Raw genomic sequence first — 20,560 nt, 5'->3', positions numbered from 1 at the left:
TCTGTTCTCACCGCGCCCGGGAGGTAGGGGCTCCTGCTGCGGCGTTCGATAGCCTCGCGCGGGGAGATATGTGCTGCAAATGAAATTTTCGGCATATTCTATTCCTCCGACGAATACACGGCCGCAACCGCACGCTATGGCAAATTCCGGTACTCCCTGGTTCAACGCAGCCCGCCTCAAGACGCGCCAGCTCTTGCTACTGCTGCATTTGCACGAACAGCGCTCGGTGCTGCGCGCGGCTGAGGCCGCCAGCATGACGCAACCGGCCGCGTCCAAATTGCTGGCAGAAATGGAAGACATGCTGGGAGTGAAACTGTTCGAGCGACACGCCCGTGGCGTGGAACCCACCTGGTATGGCCACGTGCTGATCCGGCGCGCGCGTGCGGCAATGTCGGAGATCGGGCGGGCGCAGGAAGAAATCGCCGCGCTACGCGCCGGGCGCATGGGCCAGGCTTCGATCGGCACGGTGGTCAATCCGGGTACCAATCTGGTGCCGCAGGCCATCGCCGAGGTCAAGCGCGAGTTCCCGGACATCCTGGTGCGTGTGGAAATGGACTACAGCCGTCCGCTGGTGGCCAAGTTGCTGGACGGGCAATTGGACATCGTGATCGGGCGCATCCTGGGGCCGGAAGGGGTGGGCGAGCTGGAGTTCGAACCGCTGGCCGACGAGCCGCATTCGGTGATTGCGCGTGCCGGGCACCCCCTGGCCAGCCGCGCCGGCCTGCAGCATGCGGACCTGGTACGGCATGGCTGGATCTTGCCGCCCGCCGACAGCGTATTGCGCGCGCGCCTGGATTCGATGTTCATGGAGCACGGCGTGCAGACGCCGACCAATGCCATCGAAACCTCGTCGCTGCCAGTCACCTCGACCCTGCTGCGCGGCACCGACATGCTGACCGCCCTGCCGGTGGAATCGGTGGCGCCGTTGATCCAGGCGAAATTGCTCACCGTGCTGCCGATCGAACTGGGCGTGCGGATGGAATCGTTCGGCATCATCCGTCGCCGCGATTACGTCCTGCCGCCTGGTGCCGAGCGCATTCTGCAGGCGTTGCGCACCACTGCGCGACGTCTGTATCCCGCGCTACGCGTGCCGGACTCCCTTGCCTGACCGGTGCGTCCATCGCTATTCCGCAGCGGAATAGCAGCCTGTGAAATTTTCATTGGCTGGCGCTGCGCGGTGCGCCTATACGTGTGAACCAGATCGCACGCTGAAGCGCACGTAACGTCGGGCACGCGATCGGCGGCCGAGCCGCCTTGCTGGAGGGAATTGACGGGCGACATCGCCCGTTTTTTGCGTGATCACGCCGCGCGTCTGCGCGGCGACAACCCGATTCAATCGTCTTGCGTCCTGGGAGGGATTCAGATGTATCAGTGTTCCAGCCATGCCTCGGCAGGTACGGGCGTGCTTGCCCGTCGTTTGCCTTCGTTGCGCCGTTCCGCCATGGCCGTCAGTATCGGGCTCTTGCTCGCTGCGCCGGTCTACGCGCAGCAGGCGCAGTCGTCCCAGAATGCCTCCTCGAGCAACCCGAGCAAGGCCACCGACCTGGACGCCGTGGAAGTGCGCGGTGTGCGCGCCAGCCTGATCAAGTCGCAGTCGATCAAGCACGATGCCGAACAGATCGTCGATTCGGTCAGTGCCGAGGACATCGGTGCGCTGCCTGACCGCAGTGTCACCGAAACCCTGCAACGGGTGAGCGGCGTGACCATCGATCACTTCATGGCGCGTAACGATCCGGACCACTTCTCGGCCGAAGGCAGCGGCGTGATGATTCGCGGCATGACCCAGGTGCGCGGCGAGCTCAATGGCCGCGACAGCTTCAGCGCCGCCAGTGGCCGCGGTCTGAGCTTTGAGGATGTGCCGGCCGAACTGATGGCGGGCGTGGACGTCTACAAGAATCCGTCGGCGGAGATCATCGAAGGCGGCCTGGGTGGCACGGTCAACCTGCGCACGCGAATGCCGTTCGACCAGCCGGGCCGGGTCATCGGTGCGACCGCCGACGTGAACTACGGCGACTTCAGCAAGACCTACAAGCCATCGGGTTCGTTTCTCTTCAGCGATCGCTGGAACACCGGCCTCGGCGAGATGGGCTTGATGGTGGATGTGGCGCATTCGGAACTGGCCACCCGCAGCGACGGCATCCAGGTCGAGCCGTTCGTGCGTCGCACCGATGCGGCGCTGCTGGAAGGCACCAGCTTCGACAAGGTCTACGTGCCCGGCGGCGTCAACTGGCGGCAGCTCGATTTCGAGCGCAAGCGCAATGGCGTGGCCGGCGCGTTCCAGTGGCGGCCTAGCGACGACACCGAAATCTACGTGCAGTACATGCGTTCCAGTTACGACATGAACTGGCAGGAGCGCGCAGCGTTCTTCAACGACGACACCAACGCGATTGGTCCGGCGCCCGGCACGCAATTCACCTACGATGCCGACGGCCGCTTCGTCAGCGGCTCGCCGGCCTCCAGTTCCTGGCGCGGCAACGTCACCGGCAACGATGGCGTGCGCTTCTACACCAACAACCGCTACGCACAGCAGAGCACGACCACCTCGGATTTGTCCGGTGGCTTTACCCACAAGCTCACCAGCAACCTCACCGTGCGCGGCGATATGCAGCTGGTGCGCTCGGAAAGCGATTCGCTGGACTTCACCCTGTTCGATTCGATCTACCTGCCGGGCCTGACCTTCGATCTGAGCGGCAAATATCCATCGGTCGCGATTGCCAACACTACCTACACCAGCAACCCCTCCAACTATTTCTGGAGTGCGGCGATGGACCACCTGGCGAAGAATCGCGGCCGCGAGCTGGCCACGCGCTTCGACCTGGAGTATGCATTCGACGACAGTTCCTGGCTGCGGACCTTCCGTGCCGGCATCCGCGCCACCGACCGCACCCAGATCAACAAGAACTCCGGCTATAACTGGGGGGTGATCAGCGACAACTGGGCGCAGATTCCCGGGACCGCCAATGGGACCGGACTGGCCGATCTGGCCACCTACATGACCGGCACCTCGCAGCTGTATTCGTATTCCAATCTGTTCCGCGGCAAGATCGATGTGCCCAACAGCCTGTATTTTCCGAGCGACGCCGCGGTCAAGGACTACGCCGGTACCTCGAAGATGATCGAGCAGATCGTGGCGCTGCGCGGCTCGGGCTGGGCGCCGGACAAGTACCAGCTGCAGGACATCAATCGCCAGTTCGAACGCACCCAGGCCGCCTACGCAGTGATGTACTTCGGCAACGACGAAGCGCTGGGCGTGCCGGTAGACGGCAATATCGGCGTGCGCATCGTGCAGACCAAGACCGAGGCCAATGGCTACGGCCAGTTCCCCGACCTGTCGGGAAGCGCGGGTTCGGAGGAGCTGCGCGAGCAATACACCGGGCAGTACTTCGCCAACAACGCCAAGGGCAGCTACACCAACGTGCTGCCGAGCTTCAACATGCGCTTCAAGTTCTCCGACGCGCTGCAGTGGCGTATCGCCGCGTCCAAGGCGATGGCGCGCCCGGACTACACGCAATTGCAGCCGTACCTGCTGCTCGCGGCAAACACCGAATCCAACGGCACGGTGTCCAGGTGGACCGGTACTGCCGGCAATCCGAATCTGCAGCCGATGAAGGCCAATCAGTACGACACCGCGCTGGAGTGGTACTTCGACACCAGCGACATGATGTACCTGACGTTGTTCTACAAGAGCGTCAAAGACTACTTCTCCAACCAGACCGTCACCGAAAACTACGGCGGGCAGGACTGGCTGGTGACGCGTCCGTACAACATGGACAAGGGGCGCATCCGCGGTTTCGAATACGGCTACACGCAGTTCTTCGATTCATGGCCGGGTTGGCTGAGCGGGTTCGGCGTCAATGCCAACTTCACCTTCGTCGACAGCAGCGGCGGCGTGAACACCGCCACCGACCCGTACACCCAGACCACCGTCACCGGTGTGAGCCTGCCGCTGGAAGGCCTGTCGCGGCGCAGCTACAACCTGGCCGGCATATACGAGAAAGGACCGCTTTCGTTGCGCCTGGCCTACAACTGGCGTTCGCGCTACCTGCTCACCGCCAGCGACGTGTCGACCAAGTTGCCGACCTGGTCGGACGATTATGGCCAGCTCGACGCCTCGGCGTTCTACCGCTTCAATCCGCATGTGCAACTCGGCGTGCAGGCCAACAACCTGACCAATAGGGTGACCAAGGTGTTGATGGGGCCGACGTCCTACACCGACGGTGAGGTGGACAACCATCTGTACACGCGCAGCTGGTTCGTCAACGACCGGCGTTACTCGCTGGTGCTGCGCATGAACTGGTAAGTGCGGGCGATCACGCAGGCGACGTGCGCGGGCTCTCAGAGTTGAGCCCGCCACGTTCAAATCCGTGCTATGACCTTGCGATGCCAGAGTTGCCGCGTTTTCCAGGGTTGTTATAGGTTTAGCGAATACCTTTCCAGGAATATTTCATTGGTCCGGCATGACGGCCGGGCCCTATGCTCCGGCCGCAGCTAGCACGTAAGCCCGCTCGGGTTTACACCGCATCTTCGCAGCCACGGCCTTGCCGTCGGCAGATGCCAAGCCAGCACCAACGACGGGTAGGGCGCTCGCGCACCGGCCCGCTAAAAACTAGAAGTACATGCGTCCTGGGAGGGAGCACCATGTCAGTGCAACATCGCCACATTCCGGCAGGCCGGACTGTGGGTCAGCGTTCGATCCGCGATTTCCGCCGCTCCGTGATGGCCATCAGTGTGGCCACGCTGCTGAGCGCGCAGGCCTATGCGCAGGATGCGACCACCACTGCCGCGCCGGCATCTGACGCGACGACGCAACAGCTGGACACCGTGCAGGTCACCGGCACCCGCAGCAGCGTGACCAAGGCGCAGCTGGTCAAGCAGAACGCAGAGCAGATCGTCGATTCCATCGTTGCCGAAGACATCGGCAAGCTGCCCGACAACAACGTGGCCGAAGCGCTGCAGCGCATTTCCGGCATCCAGATTTCGCGCAACTACGGCGAAGGCAGCTCGATCGCCATTCGCGGCCTCACCCAGGTGCGCACCGAGCTCAATGGCCGCGACATCTTTACCGCCAACGACGGCCGTGGGCTGAGCTTCGAAGACGTGTCTGCCGAATTGCTCGGCGGCGTCAACGTCTACAAGAATCCGTCTGCCGACATGATCGAAGGTGGCCTGGGCGGTACGGTCGACCTGCGCACGCGTCTGCCGTTCGACTACGACGGCCGCAAGATCGCCGGTAGCGTGCAGTACAACTATTACGACCTCGCCGACGACGGCAAGCCGGCGTTCTCGGGCCTGTTCAGCGATCGCTGGCAGACCGGCATCGGCGAGATCGGCATCCTGGTGAACTACTCGCAGCAGAAGAGCCCGTTCCGTCAGGACACCATTTCGATCGAGCCGTGGTACACCCAGGCCGATCTGCCGGGCTACGAAGGGCAGGGCGTGTCGGTACCGCACGGCGCCGGCATCAACACCACCGTCGGCGAGCGCGAGCGCAAGACCGGCGCGTTTGCGATGCAGTGGCGTCCGAACGATGCGGTGGAGGTCTATACGCAGGTGCTGCGTTCGGACTACGACTTCAGCTGGCACGATTATTCGTTCTTCGCGCTTACCGGCGCCAACCCGATGCAGGGCTTGCCCGGCATCCAGGTCAACAGCCGCAACGAGTTCGTCAACGGCTCGTTCCAGAACGTGCCGACCGAATCCAATACCAGCCTGACCGAGCGGCATTCGGTGACCACCGATTATTCGTTGGGCGCCAAGTGGACGGTCAACGAAAAGCTGACCCTGAGCACCGACTTCCAGTATGTCGATGCCACCACCACCGGCACGCGCTACATCCTGTCCACCGGTCAGGTCACCAGCCCGCAGTTCAACGTCGATTTCCGTGGCGATCTGCCGCGCTTGTCGGTGACCGACGCCAGCGGTGCGGAAGGCTATCTGGCCGACGTCAACAACTACAACGGTTGGCGCTATCACCTGGACAACAAGGACGACAACAAGGGCACCGAATTCGCCTGGCGTTCGGATATGGATCTGGCCTTCGACAGCGACTTCGTGCGCAGCTTCAAGGCCGGTGTGCGTTACACCGACCGCGATGCCGAGACCAAGGGCAACATTTATCGCTTCATGTGCATCAACAACTGCAATGGCGCGCCGTTTTCGCAGTACCCGGGCATCGGTGTGATGACCAATCCGATCACCGATTTCTTCCGCGGCCAGAGTCACGCCTTCGGGCCGACCCTGACGGCATCCGATGCGGCAGTGGCAAACTATCAGCAGACCTTGGCCGCCTTCGGTGCCAGCCCGTTGGAATTTGCGCCCAACAACATCAATACGCAGAACGAGAAGACCTACGCGGCCTACGGCGTGCTGCGCTTCGGCGTGGATGGCGACATTCCGTTTGACGGCAACATCGGCGTGCGCGTGGTGCGTACCGAAGTGGGCTCGCAGGGCGTGCGCACCGGCACCGACGCTGAAGGCGGCGGTCTGATTCCGGTGGATGCACAGCAGACCTACACCGACGTGCTGCCGAGCTTGAACCTGCGCTGGATGCTGAGCGATCAGCTGCAGTGGCGCTTTGCCGCCTCGCGTGGCATCTCGCGTCCCACCTTCGACAAGCTCAACCCGAACCTGAGCCTGAGCACCGGCACCTCCAACGGCGCTTCGACCTTCACCGGCACCGCAGGTAACCCGAGCCTGGAAGCGGTCAAGGCCGACCAGTTCGACACCGCGCTGGAGTGGTACTTCGGCCAGGGCTCGATGATGTACGGCACCGTGTTCTACAAGAAGGTGGAAGGCTTCATCGCCAATGCCGTCTTCAACGAGGTGTACGACGGCCAGGTGTGGCAGATCACTCGGCCGGTCAATGGCGATTCGGGCAAGATTCGCGGCGCGGAACTGGGTTACACGCAGTTCTTCGACTTCCTGCCGGGCTGGTTGAGCGGCTTCGGCCTGCAGACCAACTACACCTACGTCGACAGCGAGGCGCCGAGCCCCACGGCCACCGACACCAACGGCCAGTCGCTGACGGTGCCGCTGGAGGGCCTGTCCAAGAACAGCTACAACGCGATCCTCAGCTACGAAACGTCGCGCTTCCAGGGCCGTGTGGCCTACAACTGGCGCAGCGACTGGCTGGTGACCACCGCGGGCAACGGTACCGGCAACCTGCCGGTCTACAACAAGGGCTTCGGCCAGCTGGATGCCTCGCTGCGTTTCAACATCAATGATGTGTGGTCGATTTCGCTCGATGGCGTGAATCTGCTCGATACCCGCCGCGAGAGCTACCTGGGTGTCGAGTCGCGCTACCGCGATTTCGTGATCAACGATCGTCGGTATGGCCTGACGTTGCGGGCCAGCCTGTAGAACGCGCCGTAGGAAGTGCGTCGCCGGTCCGGCGAGCTGTGCAGGCAGCTCGTTGGGCCGGTGTTTTTCCTATCGATGGCCAGGCCATCGATCGCGAGGGGAGCCGGAGGAATGATCGCCGTGATCGATCCGCCTACTAAGCGCCGTTTTTCTGCAGCACGTGCGTGGCTGACTGCGGTCTGCCTGACGCTGGTGGTGCTGTTCATGACGTCCAGCGTCGCTGCGGACGAGCCCGGCACGCCAGAACCGTACCAGTGGCGCAGCGTGGCCATCGGCGGGGGCGGCTTCGTCACCGGCGTGCTGTTTCATCCCGCCGAACGCGATCTCGCCTATGCACGCACCGATGTCGGTGGTGCCTATCGCTGGGACGCGCAGGCGCAGCAGTGGGTTGCGCTGACCGACTGGTTGGGGGCCGACGACTGGAACCTGATGGGAATCGACGCCTTCGCGGTCGATCCTGCCGACCCGAACGCGCTGTATCTGGCTGCCGGCACCTACATGCACGAACGCGCCGGCAATGCGGCGGTGTTGCGTTCGTTCGATCGCGGTAAGCATTTCGAACGCGCCGAGTTGCCGTTCAAGCTCGGTGGCAATCAATTGGGCCGCGCCAACGGCGAGCGGCTGGCGGTGGACCCGCACGACGGCCGTGTGCTGTTGCTGGGTTCGCGGGATGCAGGCCTGTGGCGCAGTGACGATCGTGGCGCGCACTGGGCGCGGGTGGAGACGTTTCCGACCGATGCATTGGCAGGCGCCACCGCGCGCAACCATGTGGGAAGCGAACAGGCCGTGGGCATCGCCTTCGTGGTCTTCGATGCCGCCAGCGGCCGGACCGGCGCTGCGACACCCCGCATCTATGTGGGCGTTTCCACTGCGCAGACCAGCCTGTACGTCTCCGAAGATGCGGGGCGCACCTGGTCGCCCGTGGCCGGGCAACCCAAAGGGTTGCGCCCCAACCACATGGTCGGTGGCAAGGCTGGGCAGTGGTATGTGAGTTATGGCGATCACCCCGGCCCGGACCTGATGGCCGGTGGCGCGCTGTGGAACTACGATGCGGCGCAGAGCCGCTGGCGCGAGATCAGCCCGATCCCGCAACCCGCCAGCGGCGATGGCTTCGGCTGGGGCGCGGTGGCGGTGGATCCGCAGCATCCGCAGGTGCTGCTGGCCAGCACGTTCCGCCGCCGCACGCCGCGCGATGAGATATTTCGCAGCCGCGATGGCGGGCGTAGCTGGGCGCCGCTGCTGGCCGGTGCGCAGTTCGATCACAGCGCCGCGCCGTGGACCGCGCACGCAACACCGCACTGGATAGGCGCGTTGGCGATCGATCCGTTCGCCAGCAACCACGCCTTGTTCGTCACCGGCTATGGCATCTGGGCCTCGCGCAATCTGCAGACGTTTTCAACGCAGCAGCCGTTGCAGTGGTGGTTCCAGGACCGAGGGCTGGAAGAAACCGTGCCGCTGGATCTGCTCAGCCCGATGGCCGGCGCGCATCTGCTCAGTGCGCTGGGCGATATCGATGGCTTCCGGCATGACGCGTTGGACACCGCACAATTGCAGTATCTGGGCCCGCGCCTGACCAACGGCGAGAGTCTCGATGCCGCCGGCCAGGCGCCGCAGTGGGTGGTGCGCAGCGGCACCGTGCGCGATCGCCGCAACAACGAGATCCGCGCGCTGTATTCGCAGGACGGTGGCACGCACTGGAGCGCGTTCGCCAGCGAACCACCGCGCGGGCAGGGGGCCGGCACCATTGCCATCGCCGCCGATGCAGCCCAGGTGGTGTGGGCACCGGAGCAGGGCGGGGTATGGCGCACCGGCGATGTCGGCAAGCACTGGCAGCGCGTGCAGGGCTTGCCCGACACCGCGGTCGTGGTGGCCGACCGCGTCGATGCACAGCGCTGGTACGCGGCCGATCGGGTGAGTGGGCGGCTGTACGAGAGCCGCGATGGCGCGGCCAGCTTTCGCGATACCGGGCAGCAGGTCGGCAGCCCGGCCCGCGATGAACGTGCGCGCCCGCAGCTGCGGCCCGACCCATGGCGTGCGGGTGTGGTGTATCTGGCCAGCCCGACGCTGGGCGTGATGCGCTGGCACAACGGCCAGTTGCGCACGCTTTCCAGACCCGATGAAGCGCGCTCGTTGGGCATCGGCAAGGCGCTGCGTGCCGGCGCGCCGCCAGCCCTGTATCTGGCCGGACGCGTAGCCGGCGTGGATGGCATCTTCCGCTCCGATGACGAGGGCGCGCATTGGCGACGTCTCAACGACGATGCCCATCGCTTCGGCAAGCCGTATAGCGTGACCGGCGACCCGCGTATTGCCGGCCGCGTGTACTTTGCCACCGGTGGCCGTGGCATCTTCTATGGCGATCCACGATGAGCGTCGCATCGCTGCGCGTGTCATCGCGCTGTCTTACCGTGTACGGCGCTGTGCGCCGCCTGGCTGCGCCGACTTTGGAGATCACTGCATGACCGCTTCTTTCGTTCGTCGTGGCTGCTTGCTGGGCCTGGTGCTGGCAAGTCCGTGCGCCTGGGCGGTGCCGACGCTGCCGCTGCTGTTTGCCGATGGCGCGGTGCTGCAGCGCGATCAGCCGATGCCGGTGTGGGGCTGGTCTTCGCCCAATGCCGCGATCACGGTCAGCTTCGACGGCAAGCGCGCCTCCGCCAAGGCCGACGCAACAGGGCAATGGAAGGTCAAGCTGCCTGCGCACGCAGCCGGTGGCCCCTACATGCTGCGTGTGCAGGGCGACGGGGGCGAGCTGCAGGTGCGCGATGTGCTGGTTGGCGATGTGTGGCTGGCCAGCGGGCAATCGAACATGGAATGGCCGTTGGCCCAGGCCAGCGACGGCCCGCAAGCGGTGGCCGCGGCCAACGATGCGCAGCTGCGGCATTTCAAGGTGCCCAAGTCGTGGTCGGTGCAGCCGCAGGCGCGCCTGACCGGTGGCGAGTGGAAGGCCGCAACGCCTGCAAGCGCCGGTGAGTTCACCGCGGTTGGCTATTTCTTCGCCAAGGAGCTGCGCGCCAGCACCGGCGTGCCGATCGGCATCGTCAACAGCACCTGGGGCGGCAGCGCGATCGAAGCGTGGATGGACGCTGCGTCATTGGGCCTGAGTGCCGATCAGAACCAGGGCGCGATCGAGGCGATCAAGCAACGCGACGCCGCAGCGCAGGCGGCCACCGGCAAGCGCATCGCGCGCTGGCCCAAGGTGGAGGGCGAGATGCCGCAATGGCGCCAAGCGGCGTTCGACGACAGCGATTGGGACAGCATCCCGGTCACCAAGCAATGGGAATCCAGCGGCTACGACGGCATGGACGGCATCGCCTGGTATCGCACCACCTTGACGCTCAGCGCTGCCGAGGCCAAGGCCGGCATCACCTTGGGCGTGGGCCAGATCGACGATTCGGATACCACCTACGTCAACGGCCAGCAGGTCGGCAGCACCGAAAAGCAATGGAACCTGCCACGCGTGTATCCGGTGCCGGCTGCGGCGCTCAAGGCCGGCGTCAACCACATTGCGGTCCGCGTGGAAGACCTCAGCGGCGGTGGCGGCATGCATGGCCCGGATGAGCAGCGCTTCGTGCAGACCAGCACCGGTGCCAAGCGTGCGCTGGGCGGTTGGAAATTCCGCCCGGCTGCGGTGCGGGTGTCGTTGGCCGACAACAAGAATCAGCTGCCCACGCTGCTGTACAACCAGATGATCCATCCGCTGCAGCCGTTCCCGGTCAAGGGCGTGATCTGGTACCAGGGCGAAACCAATGCCACCGATACCGGCGCGGTGAAATACCGCGAGCAGTTCGCGGCGATGATCCAGCAATGGCGTGTCGAGCGCGGCGACAAGGCGCTGCCGTTCCTGTGGGTGCAGCTGGCCAACTTCAAGGCCGGTGGCGACGCGGGCGAGCTGAGTCCGTGGGCGCTGTTGCGCGAATCGCAGTCCAAGACGCTGGCGCTGCCGGCAACCGGGCAGGAGGTGATCATCGACATCGGCAATCCCACCGATATCCATCCCACCAACAAGCGCGATGTCGGTCATCGCCTGGCGCTGGCAGCGCGGCATGTGGCCTATGGCGAAACGTTGGTGTACAGCGCGCCGGTGTTCGAGCGCGCGCGCTTTGACGACGGCAAGGCGGTGCTGAGCTTCGACTTGCAGGGCAGTGCGCTGCAGGTGCGTGGCGGTGGTGCCGTGCAGGGCTTTCGTATTGCAGGTGCCGATCAACGTTTCCACCCGGCCACCGCGCAGATCGAGGGCGATCGCGTGATCGTGCGCAGCGATGCGGTCGCCGCACCGGTCGCCGTGCGCTACGGCTGGAGCGAGAACCCGAACGACGCCAATCTGATCAATCGCGACGCCCTTCCTGTTTCCCCCTTCCGCACCGATACCTGGTGACACGGAGCCTTATGTCCATGCATTCCCCCGTTGCACGTGCCATTTCCCATTCCAACGCACGCCGTTGCCTGCGTCCGCTGCTGCTGTCCGCGCTGACGCTGGCCCTGGCTGCCTGCCAATCTGGCGACAAGGGCGATGCCGGCAAACCTGCCGCAACCACCCCTGCTGCAAGCACCGTTGCGGCAACGCCGGCCAATGCGCAGGCGCCGGCTGCACAGACCCCGATGCCGCAATTCGTCAGCAAGGATGGCAAGCATGCGTTGATGGTCGACGGTGCGCCGTTCCTGATCCTGGGCGCGCAGGTCAACAACTCCAGCAACTACCCCGGCATCATGGACAAGGTGTGGCCGGCCATGCAGGTGCTGGGCCCCAACACCGTGCAGGTGCCGATCGCCTGGGAACAGGTGGAGCCGGAAGAAGGCAGGTTCGATTTTTCCTTTGTCGATACGCTGCTCACCCAGGCGCGCGAACACAAGGTGCGGCTGGTGCTGCTGTGGTTTGCAACCTGGAAGAACAACGGCCCGCAGTACGCGCCGCATTGGGTCAAGACCGACAACCAGCGTTTCCCGCGCGTGGTGACGCGCGAAGGCAAGTCGATCGGCTCGCTGTCGCCGCATGCGCAGGCCACCCTGGATGCCGACCGCAAGGCATTCGTCGCCTTCATGCAGCACCTGAAACAGGTGGACCCGCAGCACACCGTGATCATGATCCAGCCGGAGAACGAGGCGGGCACCTACGGCAGCGTGCGCGACTTCTCGCCGATGGCGCAGAAGCTGTTCGACGGCCCGGTGCCGGAGCAATTGCTCAAGCGCATGAACAAGCAGCCGGGCACCTGGACGCAGGTGTTCGGTGCCGATGCCGATGAGTTCTTCCATGCCTGGTCGATCGGCCGCTACATCGACCAGGTGACCGAAGCCGGCAAGGCCGCCTATCCGTTGCCGATGTACGTCAACGCCGCGCTGCGTGGCCCGTTCAATCCGGGCCAGCCCGGCCAGTACGCCAGCGGTGGCCCCACCGACAACGTGCTGGATGTATGGAAGGCGGCCGGACCGCATATCGACCTGCTGGCGCCGGACATCTACATGCCCGAATACCGCATGTACACCACGGTGCTGGAACGTTACGCACGCCCGGACAATGCCTTGTTCGTCGCCGAAACCGGCAACCGCCCCGAGTACGCGCGCTACCTGTTCCCGACGCTGGGCCATGACGGCATCGGCTGGTCGGCGTTCGGCATGGATTACACGCGTTATTCCAACTATCCGCTGGGTGCCAAGCACGTCAACGAAGAAACCCTGGCGCCGTTTGCGCTGGGCTTCGATCTGGTCAAGCGTGGCATGCGCCCGTTCGCCAAGGCCGCTTCGGAAGGCAAGCTGCATGGCACTGCCGAAGAACCCGGCCAGGCCGTGCAGGAGCTCAAGCTCAACGACCGCTGGAGCGCCACCATCACTTACGGTGTGCCGCAGTTCTGGTTCAAGGGCGAGCCGCCGGGCAACCCGGAACCGATCGGCGCTGCGCTGATCGCAGAGCTGGGGCCGGACGAGTTCCTGGTCACCGGCTACCACGCGCGCGTGACCCTGCACCCGGCCAGCGAAGCGACCGCCAACATGATTTACGACCGCGTCGAAGAGGGCGTCTATGAAGGCACAGACTGGAAGTTCGTGCGCAATTGGAATGGCGACCAGACCGACTACGGCGTCAACTTCTCCAGCGCGCCGCAGCTGCTCAAGATCAAGCTCGCCACGTTCAAGTAAGGGCCGGTGACACCCGCTGCGCCGACGTCATGCCGGCGCAGCGGATGCGAGCGACGCGGCAGGGTGCACCGCTGCACCTGCCGCTACCACGCCCACCGGACGACTGCCCGCAACGCGTCGACCACATCATCATCAAGACCACGCAGCGCTGCCCCCGCAGCCTGTTTCGCAATTCAAAGGGAGTGATCATGCAAACCACCATCCGTTCCGCCGGCACCGTGCCCGCCAACCGGCGTACACCGCTGGCCCATTGCCTGGCGTTGTCGCTGGCCCTGCTGGCCAACGCCGCGCATGCGCAGGAAGTGCGCAAGGCCGCCGATGGCGTCACCGTGGTGCCCAGCGCCAAGGGCGCTGCGCCGGTGCGCCTGCAGGTGGTCGATAGCGGCATCATCCGCGTCAGCGCGGACCCGGACGGCGACTTCGCGCGCAGCCCCAGCCTGATGCGCGTGCCGGTGCAGGGCGACAGCGCGTTCCAGATGTCCGAGCAGAGCGACAGCGTGCAGCTGAAGACCGGCAAGGTCACTGCCAGCATCTCCACCGTCGATGGCCATGTCAGCTTTGCCGATGCCAACGGCAAGCCGGTGCTGTCGGAAGTGGCCGGCGGGCGCAGCTTTGCGCCGTTGAAGGTCGAGGGCAAGCAGTACCTGAGCGTGCGCCAGCGCTTCCAGTCGCCCGATGACGAAGCGCTGTACGGCTTCGGCCAGCACCAGCAGGGCTGGATGAACCAGAAGGGCCGCAACGTCGAGCTGCAGCAGAACAACATCGACATGGCGGTGCCGTACCTGGTGTCCAGCCGCAACTACGGCCTGCTGTGGGACAACAACTCGATCACCCGCCTGGGCGACCCGCGCGGCCTGCAGCCGCTGCCGAAAACGCTGAAGTTGTACGACGCCAAGGGCAAGGCCGGCGCGCTGACCGCACGCTATGCGATCAACGGCAAGCAAATCCTCGAACGCCGCGAGAGCGAGGTGAACTACCAGTACCTGAGCGATCTGCCCAAGTACCCGAAGAAAGCGATCACTAAGGACAAGAACAGCCGCATGCAAGTGACCTGGGAGGGCGAGATCGAAGCGCTCATCGATGGCGAACACACCTTCTCGCTGTATTCGAGCGAATACGCCAAGTTGTATGTGGACGGCAATCTGGTGATCGACCGCTGGCGCCAGAACTGGAACCCGTGGAATCACGAATTCAAGCTCGATCTGGAACCGGGCACGCGCCACACCGTCAAGATCGAATGGGATCTGATCGACCCCAGCTACATCGCACTGCTGCACCGCGACCCGCTGCCGGCAGCCGAAGCCAAGGACCTGTCGTTGTGGTCCGAAGCCGGCCAGATGATCGACTACTACTTCGTCTCCGCCGATTCGTACGACCAGGCCGTTGCCGGTTACCGCGAGCTGACCGGCAAGTCGACGATGCTGCCCAAGTGGGCCTACGGCTTCTGGCAGAGCCGCGAGCGCTACAAGAGCCAAGACGAGCTGGTGGGCGCGGTGGCCGAATACCGCAAGCGCAAGCTGTCGCTGGACAACATCGTGCTCGACTGGTCGTACTGGCCGGAAGATGCCTGGGGCTCGCACGATTTCGACAAGCAGCACTTCCCGGACCCGGACGGCATGGTCAAGGCCGTGCACGACATGCATGCGCAGATCATGATTTCGATCTGGCCCAAGTTCTATCCCACCACCGCCAACTACAAGGAACTGGACGCGGCCGGTTTCATGTTCAAGCGCAACGTGGAGGTCGGTGAGCTGGACTGGATCGGCAAGGGCTACAAGAACTCGTTCTACGACCCGTATTCGGAAAAGGCGCAGGCGATCTACTGGCGCCAGGTCAACGAAAAGCTCAACAGCAAGGGCTTCGATGCCTGGTGGATGGACGCCGACGAGCCGGACGTGCATTCGAATCTGGACATCGCCGAGCGCAAGGCACGCACCACGCCGAACGCGCTGGGCTCGTCCACCGAGTACTTCAACTCCTACCCGTTGCCGCACACCCATGGCGTGTACGTGGGCGACCGTGCGGCCGACGACAAGCGCGTGTTCATCCTCTCGCGCAAGGGCTATGCCGGCACCCAGCGCAATGCGGTGGCGGTGTGGAGCGGGGACATCGTGTCGCGCTGGGACGACATGCGCGACCAGATCTCCGGTGGCGTGAACATGGCGCTGTCGGGCCTGCCCAACTGGACCTTCGACATCGGCGGCTTTGCGGTGGAGAAGCGTTACGAAGACCAGGATCCGGCCCACCTGCCGGAATGGCGCGAGCTCAATACGCGCTGGTTCCAGTTCGGTGCGTTCGTGCCGATCTTCCGTTCGCACGGCCAGTTCCCGTATCGCGAAATCTGGAACATCGCACCGGAAGGGACGCCGTTCTACGAGAGCATGGCCTACTACAACCGTTTGCGTTATGCGCTGTTGCCGTACATCTACAGCCTGGCCGGCGACACCTACCAGCGCGATGGTGTGATCATGCGCGGCATGATGATGGACTTCCCGGATGACGCGAAGGTGCGCGACATCAACGACCAGTACCTGTTCGGGCCGGCCTTTCTGGTCGCACCGGTGACCCGCTTCGGCGCCACCTCGCGGCAGGTGTACCTGCCGGCCGGCAGCAGCTGGCTGGATTTCGCCACCGGCAAGCGTTACGAAGGTGGCCAGACCATCGAAGCGGCCGCGCCGATCGAACGCATGCCGCTGTTCGTGCGTGCCGGCTCCATCGTGCCGACCGGCCCGGTGCAGGAATACGTCGACCAGGTGCCGGATGCACCGCTCACCGTGGTGATCTACACCGGCGCCGATGGCCAGTTCTCGCTGTATGAAGACGATGGCAAAGGCTACGGCTACGAGAAGGGCGAGTTCAGCCGCATCCCGCTGGTCTGGAACCAGGCCAAGGGCGAACTGAGCATCGGCAAGCGCGAAGGCAGCTGGACCGGCATGCAGGCCAAACGCACCATCAACGTGCGCTTCGTCGACGGTCCACGCGACGATGCCGGCGCGCTCGCGCCCAAGACCGACGCCAGCATCCAGTACGACGGCAAGCCGGTCAGCGTGTTGCAGCGCAAGATTGCGTCGGGCAAAGCGCGTCGTCGATGATCGCAGGCTGTCTTCAGTCGATGAGCACCCAGATGCCGGAACGCCGCAAGGCAGGCGCGCGCGGTTCCGGCCAGGCAGCATGGCGGTTGCCGTGCTGACCCGTCGCGAGCTGTGCAAGGCAACCGGGGCCGCCATCGCGGTCCTGGGCGCCATGCCGGCGGCTGCACCGGCCGCGCAGGCTTCGAAACAATCCGCGCCCCCGCCCGTCGCGGCAGAAGAGGCCCTGCAGCTGTGGTATCGCGAGCCGGCCAATGAATGGGTGGAAGCCTTGCCGGTCGGCAATGGCCGACTCGGTGCGATGGTGTGGGGTGGTATCGCCCACGAGCGCCTGCAGCTCAACGAGGACACGCTCTACGCTGGCGGGCCCTACGATTCCACCAGCCCTGAGGCACTGGCCGCGTTGCCGCAGGTGCGTGCGCTGATCTTCGCCGGGCGCTACGCAGAGGCCGAACAACTGGCCGATGCAAAGCTGCTCTCGCGTCCGCTCAAGCAGATGCCGTATCAACCGGTGGGCGATCTGCTGCTGGATTTCGATCGCGCCGACGGCATCAGCGACTATCGCCGTCAGCTCGATCTGGACACCGCGGTGGCCACCACCACGTTCCGCTCCGGCGGCGCGGTGCATCGGCGCGAGGTATTCGTCTGCGCGCAAGCGCAATGCATCGTGGTACGGCTGTCGTGCGACCGCCCCGGCGGCATTTCGTTGCGTGTGGGCATCGACAGCCCGCAAACCGGCGAGGTCACCGCCGAGCAGGGCGGTTTGCTGTTCAGTGGTCGCAACGGCAGCTTCGCCGGCATCGAAGGCAAGCTGCGATTTGCCTTGCGGGTGCTGCCGCAGGTGCGCGGCGGCAAATTGAGCCAGGTGCGCGACCGTCTACGCATCGAGGCGGCCGACGAAGTGGTGTTGCTACTCAGCGCCGCGACCAGTTACCAACGCTTCGATGCGGTCGATGGCGATCCGCTCGCATTGACCGCCGCAAGCCTGCGCAAGGCTGCCAAGCTGGATTTCCCTGCACTGTTGCGTGCGCATGTGGCTGATCATCAACGCCTGTTCCGGCGCGTGGCGATCGACCTCGGCAGCAGCGATGCCATGCAGCTGCCCACCGACGAACGCGTGCAGCGGTTCGCGCAAGGCAATGATCCGGCATTGGCTGCGCTGTATCACCAATACGGACGCTACCTGCTGATCTGCAGCTCGCGGCCCGGCACCCAGCCGGCCAACCTGCAGGGCATCTGGAACGACCTGATGCAGCCGCCGTGGGAAAGCAAGTACACCATCAACATCAATACCGAGATGAACTACTGGCCCAGCGAGGCCTGCGCATTGCACGAATGCGTCGAACCGCTGGAAGCCATGCTGTTCGACCTTGCCCAGACCGGCGCGCATACCGCAAAGGCGCTCTACGATGCGCCGGGTTGGGTGGTGCACAACAATACCGATCTGTGGCGCCAGGCTGGCCCGATTGACGGTGCGCAGTGGAGCCTGTGGCCGATGGGCGGCGTGTGGCTGCTGCAGCAACTGTGGGACCGCTGGGATTACGGCCGCGACCGCGCTTACCTGGGCAAGATCTACCCGTTGTTCAAGGGCGCGGCGGAGTTCTTCGTTGCCACCTTGGTGCGCGACCCGCAGACCGGCGCGATGGTCACCAACCCCTCGATCTCGCCGGAAAACCAGCACCCGTTCGGCGCGGCCGTGTGCGCGGGGCCGACCATGGACGCGCAGCTGCTGCGCGACCTGTTTGCGCAATGCATCGCCATGAGCACGTTGCTCGGCATCGATGCGGAGTTCGCCCAGCAATTGGCCGCCTTGCGCGAGCAGTTGCCGCCCAACCGCATTGGCAAGGCCGGGCAGTTGCAGGAATGGCAGCAGGACTGGGACATGCACGCACCGGAGATGCACCACCGCCATGTCTCGCATCTGTACGCCTTGCATCCTTCGAGTCAGATCAATCTGCGCGATACCCCGGAGCTGGCTGCGGCCGCACGCCGCTCGCTGGAAATCCGTGGCGACAACACCACCGGTTGGGGCATCGGCTGGCGGCTGAATCTGTGGGCGCGGCTGGCCGACGGCGAGCATGCATACCGCATCCTGCAACTGCTGATTTCGCCCGAGCGCACCTATCCGAACCTGTTCGACGCGCATCCGCCGTTCCAGATCGATGGCAACTTCGGCGGCACCGCCGGCATCACCGAGATGCTGCTGCAAAGCTGGGGCGGTAGCGTGTTCCTGCTGCCTGCCTTGCCCAAGGCCTGGCCGCGCGGCAGCGTGCGCGGTTTGCGCGTGCGTGGCGGCGCCAGCGTGGATCTGGAATGGGAGGGCGGTCGCTTGCAACAGGCACGCTTGCACAGCGATCGTGGCGGGCGCTATCAACTGTCCTACGCAGGGCAGACCCTGGACCTGGAACTGGGCGCAGGCCGCACCCGGCAGGTGGGACTCAACAACAACCGATTGGTGACGCAATGAGCTTGTATGTAGGACTGGACGTGGGAACGCAGAGCGTCAAGCTGGTGGCCTACGATCCGCAGGAGCGCGCCGTGGTCGCCACCATCGCCGCGCCCATGGAGCTGATCAGCCGCGACGATGGCACCCGCGAACAACAGGCGCAGTGGTGGATCGACGGCATCGTGCATTGCTTCGCGCAGCTCGATGGCGAACAGCGTGCGCGCGTGCGCGGCATCTCCGTCTCCGGCCAACAACACGGCTTCGTGCCGGTGGCAGCCGACGGCAGCGTCACCGCGCCGGTCAAGCTGTGGTGCGATACCAGCACCGCGCTGGAATGCGACGAAATCATGGATGCCGTCGGCGGCGCCGCAGGCAGCGTGGCCGCGGCGGGCAACCCCATCATGGCCGGCTATACCGCCTCCAAATTGCCGTGGACGCGCAAGCATCGTCCCGAAGCGTATGCTGCGATGACCACGGTGATGCTGCCGCACGACTACATCAACTTCTGGCTCACTGGCGAGCGCTTTGCCGAAGTGGGCGATGCCTCCGGTACCGGCTGGCTGGACGTACGTACGCGACAGTGGTCCGAGCGCATGCTGAGCGCAGTGGATGCCCAGCGCGACCTGCGCGATGCGTTGCCGCCGCTGGTGGAGACCGGCGCGGTCTACGCGCTGTCCGATGCCGCCGCCCGGGCATTGAATCTGCCGGCCGGTGTGCGCGTCACCACCGGCGGCGGCGACAACATGATGGCCGCCATCGGCACCGGCAACGTGGTGCCAGGGCGCCTGACCATGAGCTTGGGCACCTCGGGCACCTTGTTCGCCTATGCCGACCACCCGGTAGTGGACGATGAGGCGCGCTGGGCTGCGTTCTGCTCCTCCAGCGGCGGCTGGTTGCCCTTGATCTGCACGATGAACTGTACCGTCGCGACCGAGGCGGTGATGCGCATGTTCTCCATCACCCGCGAGCAGACCGAAGCGATGATCGCCGACACGCCGCCGGGCGCCGACGGCCTGGTGCTGCTGCCATTCTTCAACGGCGAGCGCACCCCGGATCTGCCGGCCGCGCGCGGCTGCCTGTTCGGCATGGATCTGCACAACACCACCGCCGCGCATTTCTATCGCGCCGCGATGGAAGGTGCCACCTACAGCCTGCGCAACGGCTTCGATGCCTTCGTTGCTGCCGGGTTGCAGTTCGATACCATCCTGCTCACCGGCGGCGGCAGCAAGAGCGCACAGTGGCGGCAGATGGTGGCCGACATCTTCAACCTGCCGGTCGTCGTGCCGACCCAGCCCGAAGGCGCTGCGTTCGGTGCCGCGCTCCAGGCTTTGTGGGCCTGCGAGCGCGCCGACGGCGGCGATGCCGCATTGGCCGATGTGGTGCTGGAACACCTGCAGGTGGACGATGCGCTTGCCGCACGGCCCAACCCGCAGCGGGTGGCCCAGTATCAGCAGCACTACCAGACCTTCCTCAAGCACCTGCATGTCGTCAGCCCGCTCTATGCCGGTTGATCGATAATTTTTCGACAACTCCCCCAGCA

At 64.9% G+C, this 20,560-nt stretch carries 9 protein-coding genes; all 9 read left to right on the top strand.

Annotation, left to right across the window (positions count from 1 at the left end; all coding sequences use genetic code 11):
• Positions 1-136 precede the first annotated feature (136 nt).
• The 9 genes from ACCQ03_RS09110 (at position 137) to xylB (ending at position 20,531) form a co-directional block, all read left to right on the top strand.
• Complete coding sequence (locus ACCQ03_RS09110) at positions 137-1,108, top strand: LysR family transcriptional regulator (RefSeq protein ID WP_003481928.1); 972 nt, start codon at positions 137-139, stop codon at positions 1,106-1,108.
• 255 nt (positions 1,109-1,363) lie between these two features.
• The gene (locus ACCQ03_RS09105) at positions 1,364-4,300 is read left to right on the top strand and encodes a TonB-dependent receptor (protein ID WP_057679919.1); all 2,937 of its coding nucleotides are present in this window, start codon (positions 1,364-1,366) and stop codon (positions 4,298-4,300) included.
• A gap of 338 nt (positions 4,301-4,638) precedes the next feature.
• Complete coding sequence (locus ACCQ03_RS09100; RefSeq protein ID WP_057679920.1) at positions 4,639-7,359, top strand: TonB-dependent receptor; 2,721 nt, start codon at positions 4,639-4,641, stop codon at positions 7,357-7,359.
• A 111-nt stretch (positions 7,360-7,470) separates the two neighbouring features.
• Positions 7,471-9,726: a hypothetical protein gene (locus ACCQ03_RS09095; RefSeq protein ID WP_057679921.1), complete on the top strand. Its 2,256-nt coding sequence runs from the start codon at positions 7,471-7,473 to the stop codon at positions 9,724-9,726.
• Between the two features lie 88 nt (positions 9,727-9,814).
• Positions 9,815-11,731, top strand: a complete 1,917-nt coding sequence (locus ACCQ03_RS09090) for a sialate O-acetylesterase (RefSeq protein WP_209226297.1) — start codon at positions 9,815-9,817, stop codon at positions 11,729-11,731.
• Positions 11,732-11,742: 11 nt separating this feature from the next.
• Positions 11,743-13,485, top strand: a complete 1,743-nt coding sequence (gene galD / locus ACCQ03_RS09085) for a GH35 family beta-galactosidase GalD (protein WP_057679923.1) — start codon at positions 11,743-11,745, stop codon at positions 13,483-13,485.
• A 188-nt stretch (positions 13,486-13,673) separates the two neighbouring features.
• The gene (locus tag ACCQ03_RS09080) at positions 13,674-16,577 is read left to right on the top strand and encodes a TIM-barrel domain-containing protein (RefSeq protein WP_342343554.1); all 2,904 of its coding nucleotides are present in this window, start codon (positions 13,674-13,676) and stop codon (positions 16,575-16,577) included.
• Positions 16,578-16,656: 79 nt separating this feature from the next.
• On the top strand, positions 16,657-19,041 hold the full coding sequence (locus ACCQ03_RS09075) for a glycoside hydrolase family 95 protein (protein WP_057679924.1): 2,385 nt from the start codon (positions 16,657-16,659) through the stop codon (positions 19,039-19,041).
• Positions 19,038-20,531: a xylulokinase gene (xylB, locus tag ACCQ03_RS09070; protein WP_057679925.1), complete on the top strand. Its 1,494-nt coding sequence runs from the start codon at positions 19,038-19,040 to the stop codon at positions 20,529-20,531. The genes ACCQ03_RS09075 and xylB overlap by 4 nt, the downstream gene beginning before the upstream one ends.
• Positions 20,532-20,560 lie beyond the last annotated feature (29 nt).

The organism is Xanthomonas sp. NCPPB 3569 (assembly GCF_041475645.2).
GTDB classification, from domain to species: Bacteria; Pseudomonadota; Gammaproteobacteria; order Xanthomonadales; family Xanthomonadaceae; genus Xanthomonas; species Xanthomonas phaseoli.
This window is presented reverse-complemented; position numbering and strand designations above follow the sequence as displayed.